The 14,608-nt window shown below is 68.7% G+C and carries 11 protein-coding genes; 7 read left to right on the top strand and 4 right to left on the bottom strand.

Features of this window, described 5'->3' with window-relative positions; all coding sequences use genetic code 11:
• Positions 1-36 precede the first annotated feature (36 nt).
• Positions 37-4,491: a glutamate synthase large subunit gene (gene gltB, locus ACVOK1_RS11950; RefSeq protein ID WP_481562186.1), complete on the bottom strand. Its 4,455-nt coding sequence runs from the start codon at positions 4,489-4,491 to the stop codon at positions 37-39.
• Positions 4,492-4,849: 358 nt separating this feature from the next.
• On the bottom strand, positions 4,850-5,239 hold the full coding sequence (locus ACVOK1_RS11945) for an I78 family peptidase inhibitor (RefSeq protein ID WP_481562185.1): 390 nt from the start codon (positions 5,237-5,239) through the stop codon (positions 4,850-4,852).
• A 116-nt stretch (positions 5,240-5,355) separates the two neighbouring features.
• On the opposite strand from ACVOK1_RS11945, the gene ACVOK1_RS11940 reads away from it, so the two are divergent.
• The 3 genes from ACVOK1_RS11940 to ACVOK1_RS11930 all read left to right on the top strand — a co-directional run bounded on the left by ACVOK1_RS11940 (position 5,356) and on the right by ACVOK1_RS11930 (position 8,772).
• Complete coding sequence (locus tag ACVOK1_RS11940) at positions 5,356-6,420, top strand: DNA topoisomerase IB (protein ID WP_481562184.1); 1,065 nt, start codon at positions 5,356-5,358, stop codon at positions 6,418-6,420.
• Between the two features lie 123 nt (positions 6,421-6,543).
• Complete coding sequence (locus ACVOK1_RS11935; protein WP_481562183.1) at positions 6,544-7,971, top strand: XVIPCD domain-containing protein; 1,428 nt, start codon at positions 6,544-6,546, stop codon at positions 7,969-7,971.
• A gap of 3 nt (positions 7,972-7,974) precedes the next feature.
• Positions 7,975-8,772 carry a hypothetical protein gene (locus tag ACVOK1_RS11930; RefSeq protein ID WP_406233689.1) on the top strand — a complete coding sequence of 266 codons (798 nt, stop codon included), beginning with the start codon at positions 7,975-7,977 and terminating at the stop codon, positions 8,770-8,772.
• Positions 8,773-8,792: 20 nt separating this feature from the next.
• On the opposite strand, the gene ACVOK1_RS11925 is transcribed toward ACVOK1_RS11930, so the two are convergent.
• Positions 8,793-9,137, bottom strand: coding sequence for a hypothetical protein (locus ACVOK1_RS11925; protein WP_481562197.1), 345 nt, complete (start codon positions 9,135-9,137; stop codon positions 8,793-8,795).
• Positions 9,138-9,348: 211 nt separating this feature from the next.
• Here ACVOK1_RS11925 and ACVOK1_RS11920 point away from each other — a divergent pair, with 211 nt between their 5' ends.
• Complete coding sequence (locus tag ACVOK1_RS11920; protein ID WP_481562182.1) at positions 9,349-10,455, top strand: SDR family oxidoreductase; 1,107 nt, start codon at positions 9,349-9,351, stop codon at positions 10,453-10,455.
• Between the two features lie 68 nt (positions 10,456-10,523).
• Complete coding sequence (locus tag ACVOK1_RS11915) at positions 10,524-10,937, top strand: DUF7684 family protein (protein ID WP_481562181.1); 414 nt, start codon at positions 10,524-10,526, stop codon at positions 10,935-10,937.
• On the opposite strand, the gene ACVOK1_RS11910 is transcribed toward ACVOK1_RS11915, so the two are convergent.
• A complete protein-coding gene (locus tag ACVOK1_RS11910; RefSeq protein ID WP_481562196.1) occupies positions 10,910-11,977 on the bottom strand; it encodes a serine hydrolase domain-containing protein in 1,068 nt (355 codons plus the stop codon). The genes ACVOK1_RS11915 and ACVOK1_RS11910 overlap by 28 nt on opposite strands.
• 191 nt (positions 11,978-12,168) lie before the next feature.
• Here ACVOK1_RS11910 and ACVOK1_RS11905 point away from each other — a divergent pair, with 191 nt between their 5' ends.
• Together ACVOK1_RS11905 and ACVOK1_RS11900 are read left to right on the top strand one after the other, a co-directional pair.
• Complete coding sequence (locus ACVOK1_RS11905; protein WP_108767237.1) at positions 12,169-12,555, top strand: BlaI/MecI/CopY family transcriptional regulator; 387 nt, start codon at positions 12,169-12,171, stop codon at positions 12,553-12,555.
• A gap of 3 nt (positions 12,556-12,558) precedes the next feature.
• The gene (locus ACVOK1_RS11900; RefSeq protein ID WP_481562180.1) at positions 12,559-14,472 is read left to right on the top strand and encodes a M56 family metallopeptidase; all 1,914 of its coding nucleotides are present in this window, start codon (positions 12,559-12,561) and stop codon (positions 14,470-14,472) included.
• Positions 14,473-14,608 lie beyond the last annotated feature (136 nt).

Raw genomic sequence — 14,608 nt, 5'->3', positions numbered from 1 at the left:
TGATCCTGGGTTGCCGGCCAGCGGCCGGCACGACCGTTACGCGGCGCGTCGCAGGGTTTCAGTCAGCGACTCGATGCTGGCGGCCTTCGGTTTGACCAGCCAGAACTTGCCGATGTAATCGCGGAACTCGTCCATGATCTGCTGCGCCCAGATGCTGCCGGTCAGCTCGCGGTGGCGGCCGATCAGGCGGTGCAGGTGCTGGCGGTAGTTCTCGAAGCCCTCGGCCGATACGCGGTGGATGTCGATCAGCTCGTGGTTGTAGCGGTCGACGAAATCGCGATCGACGTCCAGCACGTAGGCCAGGCCACCGGTGAAGCCGGCGCCGAAGTTCAGGCCGACCTTACCCAGCACCAGCACCACGCCGTCGGTCATGTACTCGCAGCAGTGGTCACCGGCACCTTCCACCACCGCCAGCGCGCCGGAATTGCGCACCGCGAAGCGCTCGCCCGCGCGACCGGCGGCAAACAGCTCGCCCCCGGTGGCGCCGTACAGGCAGGTGTTGCCGATGATGGCGGTGCTGCGGGCCTCGAAGCGCGCGCCACGCGGCGGACGCACCACCAGGCGGCCGCCGGCCATGCCCTTGCCGACGTAGTCGTTGGCTTCGCCTTCCACTTCCAGGTGCAGGCCGCCGACATTGAACGCGCCGAAGCTCTGCCCGGCACTGCCGCGGAAGCGCAGTTCCAGCGGTGCTTCGGCCATGCCCTGGTTGCCGTGCGCGCGGGCCACGGCACCGGCCAGGCGGGTGCCGATGCTGCGGTCGGTGTTGTGGATCAGGAAGCGGTGTTCGCCGCCCTGCTTGTGTTCGATGGCCGGCGCCAGCAGGCCGTCCATCTGCGTGGCCAGGCTGTCCGGCGATTCGTACAGGCGCTGCGCGGCGCAGTGGCTGCCTTCGTAACGGGCATCGGCCAGCAGGCGCGACAGGTCCACGCGGACGCCGTCGCGCGGCGCGGCCTCGATCTGCCGCAGCAGATCGGTGCGGCCGACGATTTCCTCCAGCGAACGCGCGCCCAGGTAGGACAGCCAGCCACGCACTTCCTCGGCCAGCAGGCGGAAGAAGTTCTCCACGCGCTCGGGCTGGCCGGTGAAGTGGTTCTCGCGCAGGCGGTCATCCTGGGTGGCGACGCCGGTGGCGCAGTTGTTGAGGTGGCAGATGCGCAGGTACTTGCAGCCCAGCACGATCATCGGCGCGGTGCCGAAGCCGAAGCTGTCGGCACCCAGCAGTGCGGCCTTGACCACGTCCAGGCCGGTCTTCAGGCCGCCGTCGGTCTGCAGCAGGGTGCGCCCGCGCAGGTCGTTGGCCAGCAGCGCCTGGTGCGCTTCGGCCACGCCCAGTTCCCACGGCACGCCGGCATAGCGGATCGAGCTGACCGGCGAGGCACCAGTGCCGCCGTCATGGCCGGAAATGGTGATCAGGTCCGCACCGGCCTTGACCACGCCGGCGGCAATCGTGCCCACGCCGGCATGGCTGACCAGCTTCACCGAGACCAGCGCGGTCGGGTTGACCTGCTTGAGGTCGTAGATCAGCTGGGCCAGGTCTTCGATGGAATAGATGTCGTGGTGCGGCGGCGGCGAGATCAGGCCGATGCCCGGCTTGGCATAGCGCAGGCGGGCGATCAGTTCGTTGACCTTGTGGCCGGGCAGCTGGCCGCCTTCGCCGGGCTTGGCGCCCTGCGCGACCTTGATCTGCAGCACTTCGGCATTGACCAGGTATTCGGCGGTGACACCGAAGCGGCCCGAGGCCACCTGCTTGATCTTGCTGCGGCGCTGCGTGCCATAGCGCGCCGGGTCTTCGCCACCTTCGCCGGAATTGCTGCGGCCGCCGAGGCGGTTCATCGCGATGGCCAGCGCTTCATGCGCTTCCGGCGACAGCGCGCCGAGGCTGATGGCCGCGGTGTCAAAGCGCGGGAACAGTTCGCTGGCCGGGGCCACCTCGTCCAGCGGCGTCGGCGCAGCGGCCGGCACCAGTTCCAGCAGGTCGCGCAGTGCCGACGGCGGCCGCGCATGCACGGCGTCGCAGTACTGCTGCCACGCACGCGGGTCACCGCTGCGCGCCGCGCGCTGCAGGGTGGTCACCACGTCCGGGTTGTACATGTGGTACTCGCCGCCGTGCACGTACTTCAGCAGGCCGCCGACATCCACGCCCTGCTGGGCGTCCCAGGCCTGCGCGCAGAGTTCGCGTGCATCGGCATCCAGGCGGGCGAAGCCGGCACCACCGATGCGCGAGGCGGTATCGGGGAAGCACAGGTCGACCACTTCCGGTTCCAGGCCAATGATCTCGAACAGCTGCGCACCGCGGTAGCTGGCCACGGTACAGATGCCCATCTTCGAGATGATCTTCGACAGGCCCTTGTAGACGCCCTTGCGGTAGCGGCGGCCGATCTGCGACTGCTCGCCGCCCTTGCTGAGCTTGAGGATGCCGCGGCGGCCCAGGTCGAACAGGGTCTGGTAGGCCAGGTACGGGTACACCGCAGTAGCGCCGAAGCCGAGCAGGCAGGCCATGTGGTGCGGGTCGCGCGCGGTGCCGGTCTCGACGATCAGGTTGACGTCGCAGCGCAGGCCCAGGTGCGAGAGGTGGTGGTGGATGGCGCTGGTGGCCAGCAGGGCGTGCACCATCGGCCGCCCGGCCACCGGGTAGCGGTCGGACAGCAGCAGCATCACCATGCCCTCGCGGGCAGCCTGTTCGGCCTCGGCGCAGATGCGCTCGATGCCGGCGCGCAGGCCTTCGTCCTCGCTGTAGGACAGGTCGAGCAGGCGGTTGGCCTGCACGTACTGGTCCATCTTCAGCAGCTGGCGCAGCTTGCGCTGGCTCAGCACCGGCGAGTTGAGGATGACGTGGTTCACCGTCTCCGGGCCGGCATGGAAGATGTTGGTCTCCTTGCCGAGCTGGGTGGACAGGGACATCGCGCAGTCTTCGCGCAGCGGATCGATCGGCGGGTTGGTGACCTGCGCGAACGCCTGGCGGAAATAGTCGTACAGCGGGCGGCTGCGCTGGCTGAGCACGGCCATCGGCGTGTCATCACCCATCGAGCCGGTGGCTTCCTGCTCGGTCTCGGCGAGCGGCCGCAGCACCTGCTCCACTTCCTCGCTGCTGAGCTGGTACAGCTTGTGGTAGCTGCGCAGGGTGCCTTCGTCGAAGGGCTCTTCCACCAGCGACGGATCGATCAGCTCGGTCTGCAGGTAGGTGACGCCCTGCTGCAGCCATTGCTTGTACGGCGCGCGGCCACGGTTGATGCGGTCGATGGCTTCCGAATCGAGCAGGTCGCCGCGCTTGAGGTCGATGGCGATCATCTCGCCCGGGCCGAGCTTGCCCTTGCGCACCACGCGCTCGGTGGGCACTTCCCACACGCCGGCTTCGGAGGCGACCAGGAAGTGGCGGTCGGCGGTCAGCATCCAGCGCGCCGGGCGCAGGCCGTTGCGGTCCAGCGTACACACCGCATAGCGGCTGTCGCAGGCGACGATGCCGGCCGGGCCGTCCCACGGCTCGCTGTTCAGGCCATGGAATTCGTAGAACGCAGCCAGGTCCGGATCCTTGAACTCCAGCGACTGGGTCGCCGGCGGCACCAGGATGCGCAGCGCCTGGATCAGTTCCATGCCACCGGACACCATCAGCTCCAGCATGTTGTCCAGGCTCTGCGAATCCGAGCCGTGCATGGAGATGACCGGATCGAACTCGGCGATGTCGAAGCGCGGGGTCTTCCACACCTTGCTGCGCGCCTGCGCCCAGCGGCGGTTGCCCTCGATGGTGTTGATCTCGCCGTTGTGGGCGAGCATGCGGAACGGGTGCGCCAGCGGCCAGCGCGGCAGCGTGTTGGTGGAGAAGCGCTGGTGGAACACGATGGCGCTGGAGGCCAGTTCGCGGCGCTGCAGGTCCGGGAAGAAGCGGCTCAGCTTGTCCGGCAGCACCATGCCCTTGTAGCTGATCGCGTTGGGGCTGAGGGTGGTGACGTAGTAGTCGGCATGTTCGCGCAGCTGCTGTTCGCTGCGGCGGCGGGCCAGGAACAGGGCCAGCGCGAAGCCGCCGTCATCCTGGCCGACACCGGCGTCGACGAACACCTGTTCGATGCGCGGCAGCGTATCGCGGGCCAGCTGGCCGCAGACGCTCTCATCGGTGGGCACCTCGCGCCAGCCGGCCACCTTGCAGCCGACTGCTTCCACCTGCGCCTGCAGCTGCGTGCGGCAGGCCTGGGCGGCGTCGCCATCGTGCGGCAGGAACACCAGGCCGGCGGCGAAGCGCGCGCCCACGGTGATGCCCGCTTCGCTGGCCAGCAGTTTCAGGAAGGCATCGGGACGGCGCAGCAGCAGGCCGCAGCCATCGCCGGTCAGCCCGTCGGCGGCGACGCCACCACGGTGGGTCATGCGCGAAAGCGCGGCGATGGCGGTGTCGACCAGTAGACGTGAGGGCTGGTCGTCAAGCTGCGCGACCATGCCGAATCCACAGGCATCGCGCTCGGAGCGCGGGTCGTAAAGCCCTTGGCGGTTGCGGGGGGCCATCTCTACCTCGATGCGTAATGAAATGAGCAGGGACACTCGTGCCCGCCCTGTAGAGCACGCCCTGTACGTCATGGTGGAGTGTGCCGCGCATGGCGCGGCCCTTCGGGAAGCCGCTTGGCGCACGCCCATACGGCGTTGCTCACCTTGCGCAGGCACTCGCCTGCGCGGCGGCGCGCGCCTTGTCTGGCCGCACGCCAAGTGTCTTCACACTCACCCTGACGCACACGCCGTGCTCTTCCTGGAGCGCATCATGAGGCCACCGGATGCCTCGACTAGATCACAGTTGTTGCAACGCCGCAATACACGGTTGCGCGTGCAACCAAAACGCCGGCAAACCCTTGCCGGCGTTGGCTTTCCGTCAGCCGCAGCGAGCGCCGCTGACCAGGCCCTTTTCGTCCACTTCGATGTTCAGGCGATCGCCCATGAACTCCATCGTGGTCACGTCATTGGGCTTGAGCACGCGCACCTGGCTGGCGGCGGCATCTTCCTGGGCCTGCTTGCCCAGCGCGTCGGTGTAGGCCTGGCCGACCAGGCTCTGCACCTGGCTGGCATCGCAGTTGCCGGCCGGCGGTGCTTCGGTGGCCTTGCCGGCTTCATCGGCCGGGGCCTTGGCGGCTTCGGCGGCCTGCTGGGCGTGGGCGGTGGCCGAATCCTGCTCATCCAGCGCTGGCGCCTGGCAGGCGGACAACGCCAGCACGGCCGGCAGCAGCAGGGCGGAGAGCGAACGGGCGCGAATCTGGAACGGCATCATGACTCCGGAACGGAAGGGACTGTGAAGACCCGAGCATAGCCGCGAAGCCCCCCTCACGTGTTTGTCTTGCGTTATTGACGTGGCCACGCCGCGCCGATCGCCACACTGGCGGCATGCCTCCTGCCCCCACCCCCGAACGACAGGCCGCACGCGCGGCGGGCCTGCGCTATGTCGATGACACCCAGCCCGGCATCAGCCGGCGCCGCGCAGGCAAGGGTTTTGCCTACCGCGATGCCGATGGCCACGCGGTACGTGATGCCGCCACCCTGCAGCGCATCCGCGCGCTGGCCATCCCGCCGGCCTACACCGCCGTGTGGATCTGCGCGCATGCCAACGGCCACCTGCAGGCCACCGGCCGCGATGCGCGCGGGCGCAAGCAGTACCGCTACCACGCCGACTGGGCGGCAGTGCGCGATTCGGGCAAGTTCGACCGCACCATCGCCTTCGGCGAAGCGCTGCCGGCCCTGCGCCGCCGGCTCAGCCGCGACCTCAAGCTACGTGGTTACCCGCGCGAGAAGGTGCTGGCGGTGGTGGTCGCGCTGCTGGCCGATACCCTGGTGAGGGTGGGCAATGAAACCTATGCCAAGGAAAACAAATCCTTTGGCCTGACCACGCTGCGCAACCGCCACCTGGACCTGCTGCGCGGCGGCCGCGTGCGCATGCGCTTCCGTGGCAAATCCGGGCAGCTGCACGAGGTGACCGTGGGCGACCGCCGGCTGGGCACCCTGGTGCGCGGCGTGCAGCAGCTGCCGGGCCAGGCGCTGTTCCAGTACCGCGACGACGACGGTGTCGTGCAGCCGGTCGATTCCGGTGCGGTGAATGACTACCTGCGAGAGGTGATGGGTGAAGACTTCACCGCCAAGGATTTCCGCACCTGGGGCGGCACCCTGGCGGCGGTGCAGACCTTCGCCGCCACCGAGTTGCCGGAGCCGGCCAGCCAGCGTGCGCTGGCCAAGGCGCAGCGCGAGGTGGTGTGCCAGGTGGCCGCGCGGCTGGGCAATACGCCAGCGGTGTGCCGCAAGGCCTATATCGATCCGTGCGTGTTTGCCGGCTGGGAGCGCGGCGAACTGACCTCGCTGGCGGGCCTGCGCGGCCCGCGGCAGTGGGAGCAGGCGACGCTGAAGGTGCTGCGCCGGGCGCGGCGGCTGGCAAAGCGCCGTGAGGCAACGGCCCCGTAGCGTCAAGCTTGCTCGACGGCTGTTCAATTCAGAATTCCCCGATGACGGTGTGTGCGGCAGGTCAAGAATGGGCCTTCGTGCGTTGGATAGGCTGGGTACCTGACGGACCACAAGGACCTGGAAATGCCCGAGATTGATATCAGCACTGCAGCCGACGAAGTCGTGCGATTGCTGCAGGAGAACCACGCACGTGCTGCGGCCGAACGACTGGAAGCGCTGCGCGACGGCCAGGCAGCGGTCATCCAGGAGTCACTGGACCGGTACGTCTCGGTTCGCGGGGCCGCGGAGCTGGGAGCGTTGCGGGCCGCTGGGGGTGTTGCCACGGGCGACAGGGCCATCGTCAGCCCGATGCTGGATCGACTGCGTGAGGCGTCGCGGCCGCCGCGGAAGCCAGCGACCACGGAAACGGAAAATCTTAGCCAGGCACAACAGTACGATGTTTACGGCAGCGTTATCGCAGTACGAGGGAGCGCGGATGCGCATCGGGCAATGGATACGCAGGATCGGGTGATTCTGGGACTGCGTGATGAGAGCCGCACTACCGACCGGCGCGGGCAAGGTGACTACAACGATCGCATCGTCGTGCTCTGGAAGGATGCTGAAGGCGGACGGCATGCGCGCGAATTCAACGATGCCACCACTGAGCCTACGGCCCAGTACGATGGCCACGCTGCGACCGTGCCGCGGAGCCCGGGATTCGAGGACGTGGTTCGGCGAACCAAGATTGAAGGCGAAGACGTCAACGGCGACCGGGTGAAGGATCTGGGCCGGCTCGCCGAAGGGACCACGGAGATGCGCGCCACCACTCATCCGCGCCAAAACCACCCCGCTGAATTTGCACTGCGACCTACCCAGGCGGCGGTCACCGCCGGCACTGGCCGGGTTGAGCGCGATAGCAATGGGGATGGTTGGTTTGATGCGCGCGATAGCCAGGGCGTTCAGGACCTCAACGATACTTTCAAGATTCATCGCGGGAGCTCAAGAAACACCGATTCGGCTGGTTGCCAGACCATCGGTGGTGGGAAGTACGACGATTTCGTTGATGTCGTGCGCGGTACGCCGGGACAGAGCAACTGGCAGTACGTATTGACCTCGGTTGCGCCGGGCCAGGTACGCGAACTCGGCGGACTGGATGTTCCCCGTGCAGCGACGGATGACCCTCGCCTGCCATCGCACCGTGACCATGCCCTGCAGCAGCAGATCAGCCATGGGCTGCAGGCGATGGGAGGGCGCTACGCGGAGCATGCAGACGAGTACAGTCTGGTGATGCTTCATGAAGCGAAGGCTGCGGGCTTGACCCGTGTCGACCAAGTGGTGGCAAGCAATCCGGTGCGGGGAGCGACGGCAGGCGAGACGCTGTTTCTGGTGCAAGGCAGCCTGACCGATCCGGCAGCGCACCGTGTTGGCGTCAATGCGGCCGAGGTTTCAGAAGCAGGTGTAGAAGCCAGCCTTCAGAGGCTCCAGCGCCAATCGCAGGAGCAACAGGAGCAGACGCATTTACAGAATGCACCTGCTCAGCAACAAGACGCTCCAGTCATGGGAGGACGCTAAGCCATGCAGTACCGCTACCTGACCTTTTCACCGCTTCTGCTCTGCCTCATGACCTGCAGCGGCTGTGCCTCTTCGGGTGAGCACCCAGTGGCGTCACGTCACTCGCCCGACGGGGATGCTCGGGCGAGTGCGGCGGAGGGTGAGCACGGCCTGCCGGATTTGCCCGCAGCGAGTGGCAGCTCGGGTTCCGAAGGCCGCTATGGCCTGTTGCCGGCGCAAGCGAAGCAGGTGCTGACAGGGCTTGGGTGCAGTCTGGACGACACGGCCAAGGCGAGGGTGCTCTACGTACCCGGTCCGGACGGCCGCCAGGATGTAATGGTGACCGACAACAGCGGATCGGCCTACCACTACTGGCTCCGATCATTTGCTGGCAGTGGTGACACGACCGGCTACCTGCTGCAACTCAAAGGCTGTCCTGCCTCTACGGTCGGCATGCGTGCCTACATCGCCCACGGGAACAGCGCGCCGCAAGACGTGACCGCGTCGGTGCTGACGCAAAGTGCGCTTCCCGATGCCGCCACAATGACCACGTACGCAGCCGCGGGTGTGAGCGAGATGTTCGCCCTTATCGAGCAGCTTGGCACGGTCCCAGTGCTGCGCTGGATTGCCGAGCCCGACCCTGATCGCCCAATTGATGAAGATACCCGCACGACTGACCGTGGCAATTTCGTGCATGGCGGTTTCCTGGTCTGGGAAAATGATCGCTTCACTTTCCACTGGACCATCCCGGCAGCGATGTGGCCATGCCGTCGCTACCCTACGATTCCCTGTGACCATGACCCCTTCGTCAAGGGGCCATAACAGCCTGCGGCAAGCACAAATCAGCCGCAGTAGATCGCGGTGATGTTGTTGGTGCGACCGGTTTCAATCGTCAGGCGGTCACCGCCTTCCTGTGCCGCACCCGCCGCCGGATCGGCCGTGCCACTGGCGGTGTTGCCGCTGTGCTCGCGGCTGCCGCGGGTGACCTGCACGTGCAGGCTGTCGCTGTCCACGCGCGCGCGCTCGACGGTCATGTCCGAGGCGGCGAGGCCGACCGCGCCGCGGACCATGTTGGTGTGGCACTGACCGGAAATCACGCCATCGATCGGCTGGATCTGGGCAACCGGACTGCTGCTGCAGGCAGCAAGGGCGAAGCAGACGGCGGCGGTGGCAACGGCATGCTTCATGGGGGCGATGTTCATGGGGACTTTCCTCGTGTCGTGGCCTGAAGAGTGCGACGACAGGCGTGGTGGCGGAATGAAGCCGTGCACGCGATGGACACGGCGCGCTCACTGCCACCGACAACGCGGGTAGGGACACTGCACGAGCGGCGCACGCCGCCCCCCGGTAGTGCCGGCCGATGGCCGGCAACCCCATCCCCCTCCCGAGGAGACCTGCATGGCCACCACCAAGAAGACCCCCGCCCGCCGCAAGGCGTCGCCCAAGGTGCGCAAAGGCAGCACCACGGCAAAGACCGTCGCCGAAACCGACCGCCCCCGCGTGGTGAAGACCGCCACCCGCAAGGCCGCGTCGAGTGACCCGCGTGCCGCACGCGTCGCGTCGCGCCAGCGGCGCCTGCAGGACCAGGAGAAAGCCAAGGATGCGCGCGCCACCAAGAAGGCGACGAAGAAGACCGCCACCCAGGCAGGCGCACGCCGGCAGCCCGAAACGATGCCGGCCCAGCACCTGGCCAAGCCCGGCCACGAACACGCACTTGAACTAGCGCCGCGCTTCCTCGCCCCGGACTACGTCGGCAGCGGCAAGCTGCAGGGCATGCGCGCCATCATCACCGGCGGTGATTCCGGCATCGGCCGCGCGGTCGCCGTGCTGTTCGCACGCGAAGGCGCCGATGTCGCCGTGCTGCATCTGGATGAGGCGGAGGATGCGGACGTCACCCGCCAACACGTGGAACGCGAAGGCGGGCGCTGCCTGGTGATTGCCGGTGACGTGCGCGACCCGCGCTTCTGCAACAAGGCGGCGAAGCAGGTGGCCAAGGCCTTCGGCGGCATCGACATCCTGGTCAACAACGCGGCCTTCCAGCTGCATTGCGAACGTCTGGAAGACCTGGAAGACGCGCACCTGCAGGAGACCCTGCAGACCAATATCGGCGGCTACATCCAGATGGCGCGGGCGGTGCTGCCGCATCTGGGCGAAGGCGCCAGCATCATCAACACCGGCTCGGAAACCGGCCTGTTCGGCAGTAAGGCACTCATCGATTACTCGGCGACCAAGGGCGCCATCCATGCCTTCACCAAGGCGCTGGCCAGCCAGCTGCTGCCGCGTGGCATCCGGGTCAACTGCGTGGCGCCGGGTCCGGTGTGGACGCCGCTGAACCCGGCCGACAAGCAGGCCGAGGACGTTGCCGAGTTCGGCAAGGACAGCGACATGGGCCGCCCCGCGCAGCCGGAAGAGCTGTCGCCGGCCTATGTGTTCCTGGCCTCGCCCGCGTGCGCCAGCTACATCAGCGGAGCGATCCTGCCGGTGATGGGCGGTCCGCGCGGCTGACGCGGCGGTGGTGCCGGCCGCTGGCCGGCAGCTATCCTCGGCGCATGCGAACAGAGGATGGGGTGGGCATGGACGGCACCGTTGAATACCTGTGGCTGCCGCCCGGCGCGACACCGCCCGAACGGGCCTGCTCCCCTTACCGGGCCATTGTTGCTGTCGAAGCCGCCGTGGAGGCGGACTGGCAGGCGCGGGTGAGCAACTGGCTGGTGCGCAGCGGTTGCCGCTACATGATGGCCTGGGGCATCGAGTGCAGCGGTTGGGATGATGCGGTGGACATGGCATCGTCGGAGGGCGAGGGCGCCGACTTCGTGATGACCACCTGGCATGACCACGACACCCTGGGGGAGGTGTTTGCGTTCTGCGCCATTGCCCAGCACCCTGCGCTGGCGCTGCCGCACACTCTGGTGTTGCATGTTGCTGGGGTGGCGGACCGGGCGCGCGTGCTTGCAGGTGTTCAGGGCGCTGTTGCAACAGGCGCGTAAAGATCGGCGATGCGTGGAATGAACTGCTGCGGGTTGGCGCCGACCAGGTTGGTCAGCACCACCACCGCCACGCCGCGGTCGGGGTAGACGATGAAGGCCGAGCGAGCACCACCGATGCCGGCGACCTGACGATCCGGCGCTGCCTGCAGCACCGGCCAGCCGGCGGCCCAACGGCCGGCCCGGCCGTCGGCGAGCGGCTCGGCCGTCCACATGCGCGTGCGCGCGGGTTCGCCCAGCAGGCGGCCGTCGGCCAGCGCGGCCAGCCAGCGGGCAGTGTCATCGGCGGTGGTGAGGATGCCGCCGCCGGCCCACAGGCTGTTCGGCACGTCGTAGAACCAGTGCGACAGTCGCGGCGGCGTGTCGGCCGCTTCCGTTGCGCGCGGCGCCAGGCTGTACATCGTTGCTGCATCGGGCACCAGGTCGTAGCTGTCGCCAAAGGTGGTGCGGTCCATGCCGACCTTGCCGAACTGGCTGCTGGCGAGGAAGCGCTCGTAGGGCATGCCCGATTGCCGCGCGATGATCCGCGCCAGCAACAGGTAGTTGGTCTGGTTGTAGGCGAAGCGCTGGCCGGGTGCGGCATCCATCGGCCGCGCGGTCACGGCCTGCCAGGCCTGCGCCTCGGTACCCCCGCCCAGCAGCCCGCGCTCATCGAGGATGTCCGGCAGGCCCGAGGTGTGCGCGAGCAGCTGGCGCACGCGAACGCTCTGCCAGGCCGGCGGCAGCGCATCGAGATAGCGCGCCAGCGGCGCATCCAGATCCAGCTTGCCCTGCTGCGCCAGCTGCGCGGCCGCCACGCCGGTGAAGGCCTTGGTGGCCGAATTCAGCGGGAAGCGCGTGCTGCGCGTGGCGGCGACGCCGTTTTCCACGTTGGCCAGGCCGAAGGCCTCGGACAGCACCACCTGGCCGTCCTTGACCACCGCCACCTGCAGGCCGGGGATGCGCGCGTCCTGCATGGTCTGCCGGATCAGGCGGCGTGCCTGCTCGTTGGCGGCATCAGGGCCGGGCGAAGCGGCGGACACCGGGAGGGCGGCGAGGAGCAGCAGCAGGACGGGCAGCGTTGGGCGGAACATGGGCATTCCCGGCGGGTGTCGGGAATCGGATGCGAGGGGCGGGGAAAAGGTTTAAGCCTATCCCCCAACCCTGCCGTTCGTCGGCCCATGACTTCCGGGGGGTTGACTACAACTGTCGTCACGCAGAAAGTGACGACACGTGTAGTCAAGGGAGTGGTGTCATGCGTGGCAAGACCATCGGGGACCAGGAGCTGGCCCTGCTGCAGTACATCGATGAACATGCGCCGGCCAGTGTCGGCGAGGTCGCCAGTGGCTACGGCGAGGCCCGCGGGCTGGCCCGTTCCACCGTGCTGACGATGATGGAGCGGCTGCGCGCCAAGGGGTATCTTCAGCGCAAGCAGCAGGAGGGCGTCTACCGCTACCAGGCCACCCGTGGCCCGGAGAGCGTGCTGCAGGGCGCCGTGGCCCAGTTCGTCGACAACACCCTGCAGGGCTCGGTGTCGCCGTTCGTGGCCTACCTGTCGCAGCGCCAGGAAGTCAGTGACAACGAGCTGGCCGAACTGGAAGCACTGGTCGCCCAACTCCAATCGCGTCGCCACGAGGGCTGAGCCATGGACACTACGATGCTGATTCCGATGTTGGAGCGCCTGGGCTGGACCAGCCTGCAGACCGTGCTGCTGGTGGCCCTGGTGTACGGCCTCTGCCGCGCCTTGCCCTCGCTGTCGGCCAGCACCCGCTGCCGCCTGTGGTGGCTGGTGTCGCTGCAGGCGGTGCTGGGCCTGTTCTGGAGCCAGCCGCTGCAGCTGGCCTGGCTGCCGGCGCCGCAGGCGGTGGCAATGAGCGCCACCGACCTGGCCGCCGATGCGACCCATCCCATGGCGCCGGAACTCTCGGCGAACCTGCTGGCCACCGCGCCGATCGACCAGGCCCACGACATCGCCGCGTCGATCGGCAGCGGCGTATCGCCGATGGCCTGGTGGGCGACGGCGCTGGCCGCGCTGTGGCTGTCCGGCGTGCTGGTGATGGCGTGGCGCACCTTCGGTGAGTGGCGCCAGTGCCGTGCGCTGCTGGCCGCCTCGCACCCCTGCGAAGACGCTGCCCTGGTGCAGGCGCTGCAGCTGGCTGCCGATGCCCACGGCCTGCGCCGCGCACCGCGCCTGTGGATGAGCGAACAGGTGGATGCGCCGCAGCTGGTCGGCCCGCTGCGCCCGGTGCTGCTGCTGCCGGCCGGTGCCAATGCCCTGCAGGGCGATGCGCTGGATCTGGCACTGACCCACGAGCTGCAGCACATGCAGCGGCGTGACCTGCAGTGGGGCCTGATGCCTGCGCTGGCCCAGCACCTGTTCTTCTTCCATCCGCTGCTGCGTTTGGCCGTGCGCGAGTACGCCCAGGCCCGCGAGGAAGCGGTCGATGCAGCAGTGGTCGGCCAGCACGGTGCCAGCCGCCACGCCTACGGCCGCCTGCTGCTGCAGCTGGGTGTGGCGCCGCAGCCGCACCTGGGCGTGGCCAGTGCCGCGCCGAGCACCACCAGCTTGAAGCGCCGCCTGTTGAGCCTGCAGCCGCGTCGCGCCTGTCCGCGCATCCTCGCCATCGGCCTGACCGCCCTGGTGGTTGCGGTGGGCGTGGCGCCGATGCGCCTGGTGGCCGCCCCGGCACCGCCGGCGCCGCCTGCACCGCCCGCCCCGCCCGCCCCGCCGGCCGTGCCCGCCGTGCCGGCCAAGGGAGTGCACCTGGTGATGCCCAAGCCGCCGGCACCGCCCGCCGCGCCGTCCGTCCCCGCGGTTCCGCCTGCGCCGCCCGCGCCTCCGGCACCGCCGGTCGAGGATGACGACAGCTACACCACGGTGGGCGAGCTGCACCTGGGCAACGACCTGGAACGTGGCCACGTGCTGATCGACCATGGCCGCAGCTATGCCAGCGCCACGATCGACGACATCCAGCAGGCCCGCCGCGATGTCGGCCGCGATGGCCCGGTGCTGTGGTTCCGCGAAGGCAACAAGCGCTATGCCGTGCGTGATCCGGCTCTGATCCAGCCGCTGCAGCGCGTCTATGCGCAGTCGGCCGAACTGGGCCGCCAGCAGGGTGAGCTCGGCCGCGAGCAGGGCGTGCTGGGGCGCCAGCAGGGTGAACTGGGCCGCAAGCAGGCCGTGCACGCCCGCGAAATCAGCCGTGTGGCGACGCAGGCGGCAAGCCGGGCGGTGCGCGAGAGCGACATCAACCGCCAGGGCGCAGCGGAAGCCGCGAGAGCGGCGCGTGGTGCGGTGGATGACGCCGCGATTGCCCGCCAGGCCGCAGCCGAGGCCCGTCTTGCGATGCGTGAAGTGCAGGCGGTGCAGGACGCGCACAGCCACGACATCAGCGAACTGGCCAACCAGCAGGCCCAGCTGGGCCTGCGCCAGGCCGCGCTGGGCAGCCAGCAGGCGGAACTGGGTGAACGCCAGGCACAGCTGCAGGCACAGGCCTCGGCACAGGCGAAGCAGGTGATCGCCCGCGCCATGGCCAGCGGCAAGGCCCAGCAGCTCTGACAGCGCGGTAGCGGGGGGGGCAAGCCCCCCCCCGGCCCCGCCCCGGGTCGGGGGGGTGACCCCCGGGCCGGGCCCGCGCAGACCGCGGCAACCCCCCAGGCCGGGGGGAGCTCCGTGTGCGCCGGCACCGCCGCCC

The organism is Stenotrophomonas sp. STEN087, assembly GCF_056759115.1.
This window is presented reverse-complemented; position numbering and strand designations above follow the sequence as displayed.

Excerpts from the sequence above, each read along its gene's own strand:
- ACVOK1_RS11905 (WP_108767237.1), top strand. The coding sequence starts at position 12,169 with ATGCGTGGCAAGACCATCGGGGACCAGGAGCTGGCCCTGCTGCAGTAC.
- ACVOK1_RS11925 (WP_481562197.1), bottom strand. The coding sequence starts at position 9,137 with ATGAAGCATGCCGTTGCCACCGCCGCCGTCTGCTTCGCCCTTGCTGCC.
- ACVOK1_RS11935 (WP_481562183.1), top strand. The coding sequence starts at position 6,544 with ATGCCCGAGATTGATATCAGCACTGCAGCCGACGAAGTCGTGCGATTG.
- gltB (WP_481562186.1), bottom strand. The coding sequence starts at position 4,491 with ATGGCCCCCCGCAACCGCCAAGGGCTTTACGACCCGCGCTCCGAGCGC.
- ACVOK1_RS11900 (WP_481562180.1), top strand. The coding sequence starts at position 12,559 with ATGGACACTACGATGCTGATTCCGATGTTGGAGCGCCTGGGCTGGACC.
- ACVOK1_RS11945 (WP_481562185.1), bottom strand. The coding sequence starts at position 5,239 with ATGCCGTTCCAGATTCGCGCCCGTTCGCTCTCCGCCCTGCTGCTGCCG.
- ACVOK1_RS11940 (WP_481562184.1), top strand. The coding sequence starts at position 5,356 with ATGCCTCCTGCCCCCACCCCCGAACGACAGGCCGCACGCGCGGCGGGC.
- ACVOK1_RS11920 (WP_481562182.1), top strand. The coding sequence starts at position 9,349 with ATGGCCACCACCAAGAAGACCCCCGCCCGCCGCAAGGCGTCGCCCAAG.
- ACVOK1_RS11930 (WP_406233689.1), top strand. The coding sequence starts at position 7,975 with ATGCAGTACCGCTACCTGACCTTTTCACCGCTTCTGCTCTGCCTCATG.
- ACVOK1_RS11915 (WP_481562181.1), top strand. The coding sequence starts at position 10,524 with ATGGACGGCACCGTTGAATACCTGTGGCTGCCGCCCGGCGCGACACCG.